This is a genomic window from Microbacterium sp. RU33B, assembly GCF_900155915.1.
GTDB lineage: Bacteria > Actinomycetota > Actinomycetes > Actinomycetales > Microbacteriaceae > Microbacterium.
Map to the genome: position 1 here is coordinate 216,188 of NZ_FTPO01000002.1, position 15,177 is coordinate 231,364.

A 15,177-nucleotide genomic window follows, 5' to 3' on the forward strand; every position below is an offset into this window, starting at 1 on the left:
CCACTCCCACCAGAAGGTGATTGTCTCCGTTGCCTGACAGCGAATGTGGCCAGTGATCAGGCGATCGCGCGTGCGTCGTCACCGTTCACTCTGGAGCGCGTCGAACCATGCGCAATCGGATCGCGAAGGACGTTGGTGAGCTCATCGGGCGGCGATAAGGGCCACTCACGCATCGCCAACGCGCCGAGAACGAAGGCGATGGCGAGCCCAGCACCGAGCACGCCGTAGTAGAAAACCTCGACCAGGAGCGCACAGAGCACACCCGACGCGACGATTCCCGCCAAGTCAGGCCATTTGAAAGCGCGCACCGTCATCCACACGAGCACGGAGATGAATAGCAGCAGACCGATATAACCGTGAGAGAAGAGAACCATCCAGATCTGTCCCTGCGTACCAACAGGCGGAGCAAATCCGGAACTGGCTTCCGCAGGGCGGGGTGCTCCGAACCCGAACAACGGCGATGTCGCCGTGCGTGCGATGGTCTCGAAATAGACTCCCAAACGATCGTCGTTAGTTCCGCTGATCTCGAGCCTGTTCGATAGCCGGTCGGCGACCGGCAGGAGCCACACCAACAAAAGACCCGCGCCACCGAGCCCGGCGAGACCCAGAACTGCGCGTGTCCGTCCTTGAAGAGCCAGGCGCACCGCGATGACGAACGCGACGACACCCAGCCCGATGAACATTCCGCGGTTGAGTGTGAGGAAAGCGGGCACCGCCGAGACAGGCACCGCCACGATGAGACCCCACCGCCTCCACCCAGCCGGCATGCGAGTGATCAAAAGCAGGACGAGAGGAAGCAGAAGACTGTACGCGTTCCCCCAGTTATTGGTATAGAGGAATGGCGCAGACGGGCGAGGATCAATGTACGCCCACGCTTCGGGGTTGAATTGAGTGAGTCGGCGCACGACCATCTGCTGGATGAGGTCGTTTCCGAGAAGCGAGTCCGGCAGTACGTAGGAAAGAGGTGTCCGGATGACTGCTGTCGGAAATGCCAAGGCCAGATACCCGCCGACGATGATCCAGCCCCAGAACGCGGTCAAGTACGCCAGAAGCCTGTTCAGGCTGACGGTCGGTCGAGCGTTGTAGACATAGACGAATAAGACGGCGAACGAGGCGTACTGGGCAAATCGGAAGGCGAATCCCAGAAGCCTCCCGAACGAGTCGATCGCGACTCCGGAGAGTGCGATCCACATCAGAAGGGCGAGAACGAGACCGAACCCAATGGGAACGAGGCGCCTGCCAGTCTTTGCGATGAAATACGCCATTGCCGCCGCGGCGAGAATCCATGCAGCCTCCCCGAGGCCGAGAATCCACCAGACCGGATAGCCGACGAATAGCCAGGCGATAGGCCACGCCGGCAGCTCCGGGCGAGCCTCGGAGCGGTCGCCGCGAGGCCCGTGCAGACGCGTCATATTCCGCGGCCGAACCTGTGCAGCTGGACCATGATCCACTCCGGTTTCGCCACGCGGGCGACCACGAGCAACGCGAGCGGCGCACGCAACTCGGTCATCGACGATCGAAGGGTGGCGAAAGATAGCGCAACGGCGTCACGACGACGACCTTCGGATGCGCGCGCAAACGCGATCTGACCCTGGATCCGCGCAAGGCCTTTGGGGTCGTCCTGAAACTCCTCATACTGATCGAGGAGATACTCGAGTCCGGACGCCATCGTCGACCACCGCTCGAAGAAGAACGATGACTGATGCCACCTGATGCTGACGAAGGGACGCGGAATGTTCGCGATTGGCGCTCTACGTGCGGTCCGAAGAAGAAGCTCGTAGTCTTCGCCGAAGCCTCCCGGGACCGCGGTGGACACCATCCCCAAGTCCCGAAGCGCAGAGGTACGGAAGAGAAATGTCGATGGGTGCAGTTCCGTGTGACGGTCTCGCACCAGGTCTGAGAGCAGGATCGTATCTGTGGGCAGGTAACGAGGGTGGCTCTCGCCGTCGTATTCAACGACGATGCCCGTCGCAACCAGATCGGATTCGGGTCTACGCCGTAACTCGCCGACCTGTGCGCGGGCTTTTCCCGGCATCCAAACGTCGTCGTCATCACAGAAGGCGACAAACTCTCCCTCCGCCAGCTCGATTCCGGTGTTCCGTGCCCCTGCGAGACCGACAGCGTGCACATTCGGGACTACACGCACGTCAGCTTCCGGAGCGACCTCAGCGACGCTCGGGTCCACTTCGCTCTGATCATGGACAACGATGATCTCGATTCGGCCTACGCCCTCCTGCGCACTCACCGCGCGAACTGCATCGCGCAGGAAATCTGGACGGTTCCGCGTCGCAATGACGACACTCAGTGCCCGATCGTTCATCCGCTGTACCCGTATGCCGCTCGCAGAGGCGCTGTCAGCGCTTTGACAATTCGACGCTCACGCGTGGCCATGGATGCCTTCCAGGCATCATCCCGCCGAAGGGTGAGCACCCCTCGACTGAACCTCATGGGGTTCCCGGCCACAGTGTGCTGCGTGCGCAACTGCACACGACCCTCGACGGCCGGCCGGAAGCTGCTCAGCCCAAGCCGCTTGAGCGTGTGCGAGAGGGCCGCGGGGGGCTGAGCGACGAGGTCTTCGTAACGGAGCCGAACGGGGGTCACGCCCTTCGCGCGAAGGGCCTCCACCTCAAGATTCTGAAGCATCCACAGCGCGCTGCTCAAGGGACTCGAATAACGAACCATGAGAGCATCCTCCTCACTCTGGGCTTCCGGGCGATGTACGGCCTTCGACCAGGAGAAAGCGACGGCAGTAGCATCACGCACGATGTGGAGCACGCGAAGGTCGATCTCATCGCTGTTGGCGAGGGATGCCGCCAGACTGCCGTGCTTGCCGGAATCGATCACGAGGCGAGCGCCCGACACTTCCGCTGCGGCGTCGTAGATCCGCAGGTACAGATCGTTGTAGAGGCGTATGAGTCGACGGTAGTTGCTCGTCTGGATCGGCGAAAGCACCTTCGCGATGCGACGGTGGCGGTCGACGGCATCATGCAGCACTGAGACTCTCTCGAGATCGACGCGCGCCCAACCTCCGAAGGCGCGATCGCCGACTGCCAGCCAGAAATCACAGGCGGAGAACGGCGCCCCACATCCGCACAGCTCGTCCTTCACGATTCCACGATCCCACAGGTGCAGCACCTCACCGAGAGCGGCCACCTCGGGATGCGATCCCAGGACGCACTCAAGCATCGTCGAGCCACTGCGACCTAAACCTGCGATGTAAAGCACAGGCCCGACATATCTCATCCTCTCCTGCTCAGACATCACGGACTGCGCCTGTGCACTCATCGTCGGGCCTCCTTCTGCGGTGTGGCGTTGTCAAGGATCTGGTTGGCCCATGTGAGGAGTTCGGCCAGAGTGTCAGGCTTCAGCGCCACCCTTTCCCATCCCTCGAGGGCACGCGCGAGCCTGATAGCCCGAGCGACCAAGGTCACGGAGTACCACGCTCCCAGGTAACGCATCGTCCGCGAGGAATACCCCATTGATCGGAGCACCGGCTTCGCTGTCTCGAACGCCGCAGCGACACGCTCTCTGGTGCGCTTCGGGTCCACCGGACCCTGTGCGTTGGAGTACCAGTGCATGGTGTCCATGCCGGCAGGCACGTCCTCCTCGGCCGTTTCCCAGTCGAAAAGCCAGAGCGCTCCGTCACCATCGCGGGCGAGGTTCCAGCAGACGAAGTCGCCGTGCCAGAAGCCGGCCGCGGGGAGCACCGGCGCCTGATCCAGAATGCGGTCGACCACGCGGCGAACTTCTACTGCGAGCGCGGGCGGCGTAGTCTGATCGTCGTCGAAAACCGTCGACACGACCGACGTCACCTGGGCGAGCGCGGACCAAGGGTGCATTCCCACCAATGGCGCGGGACCGCGCGCCTCGGACGCGCTCAACGAATGTGCGCGCGGGGGAACGTCACGCACGCGGATCGGCATCGGCTCGGTAACGACGAATCGCCGGTCCTGCACCGTGCCCTCTGCGATCACGCCAGCTGCTCGAAAAGGGGTCACGGCGTACGGCGCGAGCTCTCGAAGAGCGCGGGCCTCGTTGTCGATCGAGGGAATCGTGATGCCGTTCCATCCGAGCTTGGCGAAGCCGAGGATGTCGCCGCAGGTAGACCTGAGCTCGAGCGTCGGCTTGGCGTTGGCAGCGGAACGAACCCCGAGTGAAGCTCGCACCTTCGCATGGCCGACACTTGCTCCGACCGCCTGGATGATGTCTCCGGTGGAGACCGTGCTCGAGACCGTCACGACGTCGTTCGAGAGTGGAATGCGCATCAGAGCGAGGGCGGACAGAACGCGCCGCACGGCCCGCGTCCGAAGCGAGCGAAGGAGCGCATATTCCCTCAACGAACGGGACGCGACTTTAAAGTCCCGGGGCACGAGGAACTTCGCTCGCGAGAAGCTCGGGATAACCCAGAAGCTCTGGTGTGCTGAGTACGCAGGATCTCCGTGCGGTCCGGCGACAACTGCTACGTCTCCACGCCGGATAGCAGGACCCCACATCTGCTCGGCGAGGTAGGCGACGTGTCGTCCGAGGCGAGAGTCAAAGGTGAACGGATCCATCTCCTCGTGCGGCATCAGCACTCAGGCTCATCCGTGAAAGTCCTATTCGTAGCCTTCCAAGAGCCGTCGAGGAGCGACATGGTCCAGCGCGTCAGAACACGCGTCGGTGACATTGCGTTGGGAACCGCCATTCCCTGTGTGTCGAGTACGGTGACCCCCGACCGATCGAGGCAGACGTCAACCACCATGGACGGTGGATCCGAATCGGGCGTGCGAGAGACGACGAGGGCTGAGATCAGCACAGTTTCGCCCTCGATCCGCCAGCCCTCCATAGCCGTCTGCTCCACCTCGTCGCGGAAGTCGGCGAGAGCCACTCCGTCGGCCACCATGGAGAGGTCAACCGGCACGGTCGGGTCGGTGAGCGCCTGATTGAGCGCCGCGACGGGTGCCACGACGATGCTGGAGGCATCCGACCCGGGCTCAACATCGCCTTCGACGGCCGCCGCCGGAAGAGTGGCGACCGGAACAGGAGACGGAGATGCAGACGACGTCGATGCCTCAGCAGCGTCGGGCATCGTCGCATCCTCGCGCTGAAGCGCCGCCGCGATGAGTACGCCGACGATCAACGCCACCACTGCGGACGCGCCTGCCGTGATCCAGAGGATACGGGCACGTTTCATCGCTACCCCCCAAGTCGATGACCCCCGGTGTTCATTGTAGAGCAGGGGAGAACTGGGGTGACTGACAGTCGCCCGTATACTGGCGATGGACGACTGGGGGAGGGCCTGCTGTGAAGTCAGGCGACGTCGAGAGCCGTGGTGCGCTGGGAGACGCTGCCCGCAGCTCGGTGATCAGCTTCATCGGCGCGATCACGACAGGGCTCGCAGGGTTCGCCCTCGCGCTGATCCTCGGTCGCGCACTCGGGCCGACCGCCACTGGTGTGGTCTTCCAGATGATCGCAGTCTTCACGATCGCAGGAGCCATCGCGAAAGTCGGTCTGGATACGACCGCAGTGTGGATGCTGCCGCGTCTAACGATCGATCGACGGGGTGACATTTCCCGTGTCACGGCTCTGCTCCTTCTGGGCGCACTGGCGGGCGGCGTAGCAGCATCCCTCGTCGTTCTCATTCTCGCACCCTTACTGGCTGCCGGGGGTCCGCAGCTCGCACTGCTCATCCGCTGGTCAGCTGCATTCCTTCCGGTGGCTTCAGTTCTCACGGTCGCATTGGCAGTCACTCGCGGGCTTGGCGGCATCCGCGACTTCGTCCTCCTCGGGTCTATCGCTCTGCCCGCCGGTCGCCTGATCGCCGTCGCCATCGCGGCATCGTTCGCCGGAGGCGCGTTCGCCGCCGGCATCGCTTGGCTGGCTTTGCTGCCGATCATCCTGATCATCGCGCTGATCCGCGTTCACGATGGCGTGCGCCGCGCGAGGGGAGGGTCCGGTTTGGCTTCAACGCGACGGCTCCTCGCACGCGAGGTCGCGACCTATAGTGGGCCGCGGGCTCTCTCGTCGTCGATCGAGCAGGCTCTCCTCTGGCTGGATGTCATCATCGTCGGGCTACTGACCGGTCCTGCCCTCGCAGGCATCTACGCGGTCGTGTCCAGGCTCATACAGACTGGGACGATGCCTTCGACTGCGATGCGCATCGTCGTCGCTCCGCAGTTCTCGCGCATGCTTCATCAGCAACGACATGCCGCCTTGAAGGATCTCTACCTGCGCACGACGCAATGGATCGTTCTCCTGAGCATGCCGGTGTACGTCCTGCTTTCCGTGCTAGCAGTCCCGGTCCTCGACATCTTCGGGCCCGGATTCGAGTTTGGGGCGCCAGCCCTGACGATCATGTGTCTGGGCGCGGCGATCAACTCGAGTACCGGCAACGTGCAGTCCCTTCTCCTTATGAGTGGGTTGAGTGGCCGAGCCGCGGTGAACAAAATCGTGGTGCTAGCGGTCAGCCTGACGCTGCTCTTCACCCTCATCCCGCTGTGTGGCCTCACCGGCGCAGCGGTCGCGTGGACCGTCTCGATGATTCTCGATGCACTTCTTGCAACTGTCACCGTCCGATTGCGGGTCGGTGTCCGATTGAGTGCGAGCCGCATTCTGTTGGCAATCGCAGTCTCGGCGACCGCCGCGGCGGTTCCCTCCGTCATCGCACGCCTGGTGTTCGGCGAGACACTCATTGCGCTGGTGTCGGGCGCGGCTGCGGCCGTCGTACTGTGGACAGTCTGCCTCTTTCTCACACGGCGATGGTTTGCGCTTGACGAAGCGCTCGCCTCGCTCAGGCGCCCGCCTCGTAGTGAGCAGAGCCTCGGAAAGGGCGAATCTTCATGAGCAGCATCAAGGATCGCGCGCCGGCGTGGATGAAGGACATCGCGAATGTCACGACACGCGGATGGGCGATGGCGACAGCAGCAGACCGTCCTCTCCCCGATTACCTGATCATCGGCTGCAAGCGCGGTGGCACGACATCAATGTTCAACTATCTCGTACGTCACCCAGGCGTGATGCACATGTACCCCGAGATTCGTGGGACGAAGAGCACCGATTACTTCTTCAAAGGATCAGGTCGCTCGGAGCGTTGGTACCGCTCGCACTTCCCTTCCGAACGCCACAGAAGGTCGTTGCAGCGCAACCTCGGCTACCGGCCGCTTTCCGGTGAGGCGTCGCCTTACTATGTCTGGGACCCCCGCATCGCCGGCAAGGTGCGAGATGTGGCTCCCGAGGTGAAGAGTATTCTCCTGCTTCGCGAGCCTGTTCGGCGCGCATGGTCGCACTACCAGGAACGTGTTCAGAACAAAGTCGAACCGCTGAGCTTCGCAGACGCACTGGATGCGGAAGACGCTCGCCTCGAAGGTGAGGTCGAGCGGATGCTCGCGGACCCGAGCTACTACAGTCCGGCACACGACTTCTACAGCTACCGTTCGCGCGGAGACTACGCACCACAGATCCGCAACTGGTTGGAGCACTTTCCGCGGGAACAGCTCCTGATTGTCTACGCGGAGGACCTCTACAGGAACACCGAGTCGACGTTCTCAGAGGTCTGCGACTTTCTTGAGATTCCGCGGATAGCAATGCCGACGAAGAAGTCCTTTAACTCGACCTGGCGCACGTCTGATCTGCCTCCAGAGACGGAGACCAACCGTCTCGCGGCCGTCTACGAGCCGCTGCGTGCCGAGGTGGAGGAACTAGTCGGCAAGTCAGCCCCCTGGTGAGCTCGCCTCTGAGCTGAACTCGCTACGGTCGGTGCCGACCATGTGTCGACCGTTGGCCCCTGTGGGGAGGGGCCAACGGTCGTTCCGTGCCAGGAGTTGCTCCGCTACGGCAGGGCCGTGACAGTGGCATGGAGTTTGAATGACAGGTCGGGCGTGCCGCGGTAGTTGACGTGCGTCTCAGCAGTGATCACGTTGGTGCCATCGACCAGCAAGTCGACCGGAACCGTCACCGTGACAGGGCTCGCGTTGGCTGCCGTCGTACGGGGCGGCTGCGGCGAGGCGAACGTCGTGTGCGTGATGGTCCCAGAAGGCATGCGCGATCGCACGACCTCGACACCGTTGACGTAGATCACGACACCGTCATCGGCGACCGACGACAAATCGAGCGACACAACCTTCGACGCATCCGCCAGAGAGAATTCCTTGCGGAAGTACACAGCCCGCGGCCGGGTGTCCGTTGCCGCCGCCACGTTCAGCGTCGTCGAGACCAACGAAGACCCGTAACCGATCGGCGCCGCACCCGAAGACCACGACGTTGCATCAAACGTCAACGACTTCCAATTCGCCGATGGCGCCGCGACACCGTAGTAGTACGACCACTGCGCGTTCTCCGCGACGATCTCCGCTGTCGTGGGAGTGCCCACCGAGACGACCGACGTCGCCACACCGGTTGCGCCAGCGTTATCCGTCACCGTCAACGTCACCGTGTAAGAACCCGCGACGTCGTACGTGTGCGACGGGCTCACCTCCGACGACGTCTGACCATCGCCGAAGTTCCACGCGTGCGAAACGATCGAACCATCAGCATCCGACGACCCCGCACCCGAGAACGCCACCGACAGACCCGAAACCAGCGACCCAATCACCGCAGACGGAACCTGATTCACAGATGTTCCACCCAAGACGGCCGTGGCACGGAGTTTGAATGACAGGTCGGGCGTGCCGCGGTAGTTGACGTGCGTCTCAGCAGTGATCACGTTGGTGCCATCGACCAGCAAGTCGACCGGAACCGTCACCGTGACAGGGCTCGCGTTGGCTGCCGTCGTACGGGGCGGCTGCGGCGAGGCGAACGTCGTGTGCGTGATGGTCCCAGAAGGCATGCGCGATCGCACGACCTCGACACCGTTGACGTAGATCACGACACCGTCATCGGCGACCGACGACAAATCGAGCGACACAACCTTCGACGCATCCGCCAGAGAGAATTCCTTGCGGAAGTACACAGCCCGCGGCCGGGTGTCCGTTGCCGCCGCCACGTTCAGCGTCGTCGAGACCAACGAAGACCCGTAACCGATCGGCGCCGCACCCGAAGACCACGACGTTGCATCAAACGTCAACGACTTCCAATTCGCCGATGGCGCCGCGACACCGTAGTAGTACGACCACTGCGCGTTCTCCGCGACGATCTCCGCTGTCGTGGGAGTGCCCACCGAGACGACCGACGTCGCCACACCGGTTGCGCCAGCGTTATCCGTCACCGTCAACGTCACCGTGTAAGAACCCGCGACGTCGTACGTGTGCGACGGGCTCACCTCCGACGACGTCTGACCATCGCCGAAGTTCCACGCGTGCGAAACGATCGAACCATCAGCATCCGACGACCCCGCACCCGAGAACGCCACCGACAGACCCGAAACCAGCGACCCAATCACCGCAGACGGAACCTGATTCACAGGCGCGACCGTCACGGAGGCAGACACCGATGTCGCCGCCCCGTCGTCGTCGGTCACCGTGAGCGACACCGTGAACGTGCCGCCCGACGCATAAGTGTGCGAAGGGTTCGCCGACGTGGACGTCTGACCGTCGCCGAAGCTCCACGAGTAACCGATGATCGAACCATCAGCGTCCGCAGAACCGGCGGAGGAGAACGCCACCTGCAGGCCGATGACCGACGATCCGATCACAGCCGTAGGGCCATTGTTCGGTGCGGCGACGGTGATCGTCTTCACAACGGTTGCCACGGCACCGTCGTCGTCCGTCACTGTCAGCGTCACTTCATAGGAACCCGCGGACGCGTACGTGTGGACGGGAGCGATCAGTTCGGACGTACCTCCGTCACCAAACGACCATCCGTAGGACGAGATCGACCCGTCGGAGTCAGTCGAGCCGGCCGCGTCAAACGTCGCGGTCAGTCCGGACATCGAACTTTCGAAGAGCGCCGTCGGCGCGTTGTTGGCTGCTGCCACCGTGACCACGGTCGATGCCGTGTGGGTCGCGCCGTCATCATCCGTCACCGTGAGCGAGACCGTGTAGGACCCGGACGCCGCGTAGACGTGGGTGGGCCCAGCATCCGTCGATGTCTCACCATCGCCGAAGACCCATTGGTACGACACGATCGATCCGTCCGAGTCAGTCGAGTCGGCTGCAGTGAACGTGACCGACAGGCCCGTTGCGACAGAGCCGATCACAGCGGTCGGACCGACGTTGGCAGGCGCGACCGTGACGGAAGCCGTCACGACGCCTTCCTCGCCGTCGTCATCGGTGACTGAGAGCGTCACATCGTAGGTACCAGCCGAGCTGTATGCGTGGGTCGGGCTGGATTCCGTCGACGTCGCTCCGTCTCCGAAGTTCCACGAGTACGACTCGATGGTGCCGTCGATGTCGACACTGCCAGCTGAGCTGAAGGCGACAGTCAGGTATGTCGCCACCGAGCCGATGACAGCGACGGGAGGCGCGTTCGCGGGCTCGACGGCTATGGTCGCCGTCGACGTGCCGGTCGCGCCGTCATCGTCGGCCACCGTGAGCGACACCGAATAGGTTCCGCCAGCGGCGTAGTTGTGGGCGGGTGTCGCCTGCGTCGACGTGCCACCGTCTCCGAAGTCCCAGAGGTAGGACACGACGTCGCCGTCGGAATCCGATGACCCCAATCCGTCGAATGAGACCTCGAGGAACTCGATTGACGTCGCGATCAAGGCGATGGGCGCCTCATTCGGCGCGACCGCGGCCACTGTCCGCTGCACAGAGTGCTGAGCGCCGTCGTCATCGGTGACGACGAGCGTGACCGTGAAGATACCGGCTGATGCGTACGTGTGCGTGGCGTTCACACCTGTCGCTGTGGCTCCGTCGCCGAAGTCCCAGACGTAGGACGCGATCGTTCCATCCGAGTCCGCGGAACCCGCTCCGTCTGCCGTCACCGTCAGGTCGACGATGGAGACGGTGGACGCGGCGACCGGCGGCACGTTGGGCGGGGCCGTGACAGTGATCTGAGCGATCGAGGTTGCAGACGCCCCCCGGTCGTCCGTGACCGTCAACGTGACCGAGTAGGTGCCGGGAGAGTCGTAGGTGTGCGTTGCGGCGAGTACCCCAGTGACGGAGGCAGAGCCGTCACCGAAGTCCCAGCTAGTCGCGACGAGGTTCCCATCGATGTCATTCGAGGTGGAACCGTCGACCGAGACCGTCAGATTCTCGACGGCAGAGGTGAAGCTCGCAGTAGGTGCGACGTTGTCGCGCCCCGTTCCCACGAGATAATGCCGCTCGATCTGCGCCGCTGTGAGAGGCGCGGAGTACAGTGCGAATTCGTCGATGCCACCAGCGAAGTACTGTGCACCCGCCCAGGTCGAGTCGCCCCCGAGTCGCCAGTACCCGCTGTAAGCCTGAGCCGGCGCGGGCAACGTCGTCTCCCCAATGAAGACGCCATCGACGAACAGTTGCAGCACACCAGAGCCGAGCTGTGCGACGACATGGTGCCATTCGCCGTCGTTGAGAGCGGTCGCGGTGGTGACCGTCGTCTCCTGACCGGTCCAGACTCCGGCCCGGAGTCGGCCGTCGGGAAGCATGAAGACCGCCCGATCGTAGTTGTTAGAGCTGCCCACGCGAGCGTTGCCGAAGCCGATAATCTTGCCACCGGCAGTCGTCGTGGTGCGGATCCAGGCCTCCGTCGCGTAAGACGTCGGGCCATCGATCAGGGCGTCGGCAGCGACGCCCTGGCCCTGTCCGTTGAAGGAGAGCGAGCCCAGGCCGCCGACGACCGCGGATGCGGAATTCGTGGTCGGCCCAGCGACCGTGCCCGCGCCGAATCCATTGCCCGACGCATCCTGAACAATTCCGTTCTTCGACTGGTCGAGTCGCCAAAACGCACTGGGAGTGTTCGCGAGAACAGTCCGCGCGTAAGCATCGTCAGTGACGACAGGAGGCAGGTCGATTCCCAGTGTGAAGTGCTGTGCAACCTTCGCCGCGCTCAGTGCTGTGGTGTACACGGCTGCTTCGTCGATGCGCCCGGCAAAATAGGCCGACGACGAGCCCCACGTGTTGTCGCCGCCCACGCGCCAATAGCCTGTGTAGTTCTCAGCGCCAGTCTGGGGGTGAGTGCCAGCGAGAACACCGTCGATGTACAGACGCATACCCTCGGAAGACTGCGTGGCAACCACGTGGTGCCATCGGCCATCGTTGTACGGGACCGACGAGGTGATCTTGTTCTCCACGCCCGTGTAGACGCCGAAGACGAGCCGACCGTCGTCCTGCATGTACACGTGACGGTCGTAGCTGTTGGAGCGACCGGACGGGGCCGTGCCGAAGCCGATGATCTTCCCGCCGCGGTTGGTAGTCGTCTGGAACCATGCCTCGGTCGAGTACGTGGTCGGGTTACTGACCGGCGTGGTAGACACAACGACGTCATCCGCGCCGTCGAACTGAGCCGCCGTGTTTCCGCTCACGATCCCGTCCAGACCGCGCGCGACACCCTGCTGGTACACGGCCCTGTTGTTCGACTTGCCACTGTCCGCCGCCACATCACGGGAAGTCTCGGCGAGTCTCCAGAAGGCCCAAGGCTCCTCGTCGAAGACTGCTCCGCCATATGCATCGACGGGGCGCGGCTGCTCGAGCACGAGTGCCAACGTTGTTCGCCCGTAGGCGCCGTTGATGTCACGTACGTAGAGCGTCACGCTGTACTGGCCACCCCCGACGTACTCGTGGACCACAGTAGGACCAGTCGTCGTGACTGACTCGCCGTCACCGAATACCCAGGTGTAGTCCTCAACGGCCACGGAAGACAGCGACGAGCTTGCATCGAACGCGACGCTGAGACCGGCGGGTGCGTTCGTGAATGCGGCGGAGGGCTTCGAGATTCCGCCCGGGACAGTGAGCGCACCGGTGCTCGCTGAGATGTTCCCTGCGGAATCGATGGCTCGCACGAAGTACCGGCGCTCACCCTTAAGCGGGACGATGACACTGGTCGATCGGGTCTCCGCAACCACGCGGTCGTCGAGCAGAATCTGATAGGTGCCGGCGGTTCCGGTGCCGAGGCCGCCGGACGGTGCCGTCCACGCGAGGGTGGTCGTCGTCGCCGATTGAGCTGTCATGCGGAAGTTCGTCGGCACGCCAGGCGCAGTGACATCAGCCTGTGGGAAGCGGGCGAATCCGCCCAACCAGGCTGATCCGCTCGCGGAGGTGCGTGCGCCGGTGATATCTCCGCCGACCCAGACCGTCTCGTCAGCGCTGCCCACCTGCACAGCCCAAGGTCCGCTGCCTGCCCGCGTGCTCAGGTTCGGGTTGAAGGTGGGGATGTAGGCGCCGGTGGTCGTGTCCCACGCGGCGACCCAGTGGATGTCATTGACCTCGGTCCAGCTGCTGCCGACGTTCGGCCACGTGTACGAGCCGGAGTAGGAGAACTGACGGCAGTGGCAGGTACCGAAGAGTTCAGTCCCGGTCGTACCGTATGCCTGGAAGTCGCCGCCCTGCGTAGCCGTGATGTCGCCGCTCAGTCGCTCGTAGGTGGCGTCGTCGAAAGAGAAGTTCGCGTGCTCGGAACCGCCGACCCAGACCCTATCGCCCACCTGCTCGACTGCCTGCTGGTAGCTGGACGCGGCACTCCAGGTCGGGATCCAATCGACGACGAGGTCCGCACCCGGCGCAGTGGACACTGCTGCGACATTCGAAGTCGTCGTGTCGCGGTACGACGTGAAGTTGCCCGCCGGGTACGCGACCGCACCGTCCGCGGAGACATCGACGTCGCGGACTCCGCCCTTGACCTCGGCGCGCCAGTTGGTGTCGGGGCGTCCGTCAGAGTCGATCCGCATAAGGTTGCGGCTGTACACACGCCCCCCCGCTGAGCCGGTTCCGTGGGTGAAGGCTCCGGCGATGTAGAGCTGGTCGCCGGAGAGTTGCGCCGTCTGAACGACGACAACACCACCCCCGACTGCGTTCTCCATCGTGAGATTCCAGCCCGCCGCCACGGCTCCCGTTGCGGGATTCAACGACACCGCTCCCACCGCCGGCTGACCGTTGACCGTTGTGAAGCGTCCACCTACGAAAAGGTTGCCGTTGGGGAGCGCCGCAAGAGCGTGAACCTGTTCGTTCAGTACGGGCGCGAAACTCGGGATGAATTCACCGGTGGTCGCGTTGAAAGCTGCGAGAAACGGGCGATCGACGCGCCCGGAGCCGGCCGATGTGCGCTGCACATAGGCGAAGTTGCCGCCCACGTACATCGTGTTGCCGATCTGTGCGAACGCCTGCACCTCGACAGAGCTCATGTGCGTCTCTGATCCAGCAAGTCCGCCGACACCCCACGGGTTCGTCAGAGCGAAGGACGATGGCTGCTTGCGGTTCTGCGCCACGGCCGTCCCCGTGTCAGGAATGCGACTGAACTGCGCACTGAAGTTTGAGATCTTGGGTCGCACGTAGATCTCTGTGACCGGCTTGGCATACCCCATGCTCGTCGTCGAGGACCACAAGTAGCTCGAGGCGTCCGGAGTTCCGCGGACCTGGCTGCCGTACGCGAACCCCCACGTGTAGTTCTGGTCGGTCTTCAGGCTCGAGTCGACCCGACGGAACGAGCTGTCGAAGCCGTAGTTGCCAACGGTACCGCCCGTGCCGGCCTGGCCGTCGAAGGAGAAGCTTGAGACTCCTTCCACGCTCCCCCAGGTCCACTTCCAGCCCTTGGCCTTCGCCAACTTGACCCGGACCTCCTGCCATGCAGAGCCGTCGATCGTCGTAGCGCGGCGCAGCCGCACACCATCAGCAAGCGCAGATACGGCTGTACCGTCGAGAAGGGCGTCGATCGTCGACGCCGACATCTGAGCAGTAGTTCCCGTCGGGGCCGCTGGCTGGAGCAGCGTAGCGTCGCTGCCCTTACCGATGTACTTCGTCTCAAGGCTCTCACGCCCCTGACCGACCTTGACCCATCCGCCACCATCGGTGACCATGTCGCAGTAAACCTGGACGGGACGAGGCATCGAGGGCGTCAGCACCCAGTATGCGCCGGACTCGGAAGTCGGGTTGAGCTGCTTGATCTCCCAACAGGATGCGCCTGCTGTGTCCATGGTCATGCCGGTGTAAGCGGCAGGATCGAGGAACTCGGTCGCAAGCTCCTCGGGCGTCGCAGCAGTCGCGACCGGCGCGACTGCGAGCACAAGGCCCGACGCGAAGATCGCGCCGATAGCAATAGCAGCGGTCGTCCTGCTCATCCGAGCACGCACAGCAGAAAACATCAGCAACCCCCAGCGTCGCACTTGCGCCTGTTCCAATCGGAACTTCCCCA

8 protein-coding genes are annotated in these 15,177 nt (G+C 63.6%); 2 read left to right on the forward strand and 6 right to left on the reverse strand.

The annotated features are described in order from the left end of the window. Window positions 1–56: 56 nt before the first annotated feature. The 5 genes from B0B14_RS10715 to B0B14_RS10735 all read right to left on the reverse strand — a co-directional run bounded on the left by B0B14_RS10715 (window position 57) and on the right by B0B14_RS10735 (window position 5,173). Window positions 57–1,412 carry a hypothetical protein gene (locus B0B14_RS10715; protein WP_076681555.1) on the reverse strand — a complete coding sequence of 452 codons (1,356 nt, stop codon included), beginning with the start codon at window positions 1,410–1,412 and terminating at the stop codon, window positions 57–59. Further along, window positions 1,409–2,320 (reverse strand): glycosyltransferase family 2 protein, encoded by a 912-nt coding sequence (locus B0B14_RS10720; protein ID WP_076681556.1) that lies wholly within the window; start codon window positions 2,318–2,320, stop codon window positions 1,409–1,411. The genes B0B14_RS10715 and B0B14_RS10720 overlap by 4 nt, the downstream gene beginning before the upstream one ends. Further along, window positions 2,317–3,285, reverse strand: a complete 969-nt coding sequence (locus B0B14_RS10725; RefSeq protein ID WP_218642084.1) for a sulfotransferase family protein — start codon at window positions 3,283–3,285, stop codon at window positions 2,317–2,319. Before B0B14_RS10725 ends, B0B14_RS10720 begins: the two co-directional genes overlap by 4 nt. Continuing rightward, entirely contained in the window at window positions 3,282–4,265 is a 984-nt protein-coding gene (locus B0B14_RS10730; protein ID WP_143733705.1) for an aminoglycoside phosphotransferase family protein, read from the reverse strand. The genes B0B14_RS10725 and B0B14_RS10730 overlap by 4 nt, the downstream gene beginning before the upstream one ends. 302 nt (window positions 4,266–4,567) lie before the next feature. After that, complete coding sequence (locus tag B0B14_RS10735; protein WP_076681558.1) at window positions 4,568–5,173, reverse strand: hypothetical protein; 606 nt, start codon at window positions 5,171–5,173, stop codon at window positions 4,568–4,570. A gap of 110 nt (window positions 5,174–5,283) precedes the next feature. Here B0B14_RS10735 and B0B14_RS10740 point away from each other — a divergent pair, with 110 nt between their 5' ends. After that, the gene (locus B0B14_RS10740; RefSeq protein WP_076681559.1) at window positions 5,284–6,822 is read left to right on the forward strand and encodes an oligosaccharide flippase family protein; all 1,539 of its coding nucleotides are present in this window, start codon (window positions 5,284–5,286) and stop codon (window positions 6,820–6,822) included. Beyond that, on the forward strand, window positions 6,819–7,703 hold the full coding sequence (locus B0B14_RS10745) for a sulfotransferase family protein (RefSeq protein ID WP_083710549.1): 885 nt from the start codon (window positions 6,819–6,821) through the stop codon (window positions 7,701–7,703). Before B0B14_RS10740 ends, B0B14_RS10745 begins: the two co-directional genes overlap by 4 nt. 104 nt (window positions 7,704–7,807) lie before the next feature. Here the strand turns inward: B0B14_RS10745 and B0B14_RS16790 are convergent, their stop codons facing one another. Beyond that, a complete protein-coding gene (locus B0B14_RS16790; protein ID WP_256714362.1) occupies window positions 7,808–15,103 on the reverse strand; it encodes a PKD domain-containing protein in 7,296 nt (2,431 codons plus the stop codon). Window positions 15,104–15,177 lie beyond the last annotated feature (74 nt).

Coding starts and splice junctions, on each gene's coding strand:
- B0B14_RS10715 (WP_076681555.1), bottom strand. CDS start 1,412: ATGACGCGTCTGCACGGGCCTCGCGGCGACCGCTCCGAGGCTCGCCCG.
- B0B14_RS10720 (WP_076681556.1), bottom strand. CDS start 2,320: ATGAACGATCGGGCACTGAGTGTCGTCATTGCGACGCGGAACCGTCCA.
- B0B14_RS10725 (WP_218642084.1), bottom strand. CDS start 3,285: ATGAGTGCACAGGCGCAGTCCGTGATGTCTGAGCAGGAGAGGATGAGA.
- B0B14_RS10730 (WP_143733705.1), bottom strand. CDS start 4,265: ATGCGCATTCCACTCTCGAACGACGTCGTGACGGTCTCGAGCACGGTC.
- B0B14_RS10735 (WP_076681558.1), bottom strand. CDS start 5,173: ATGAAACGTGCCCGTATCCTCTGGATCACGGCAGGCGCGTCCGCAGTG.
- B0B14_RS10745 (WP_083710549.1), top strand. CDS start 6,819: ATGAGCAGCATCAAGGATCGCGCGCCGGCGTGGATGAAGGACATCGCG.
- B0B14_RS16790 (WP_256714362.1), bottom strand. CDS start 15,103: ATGAGCAGGACGACCGCTGCTATTGCTATCGGCGCGATCTTCGCGTCG.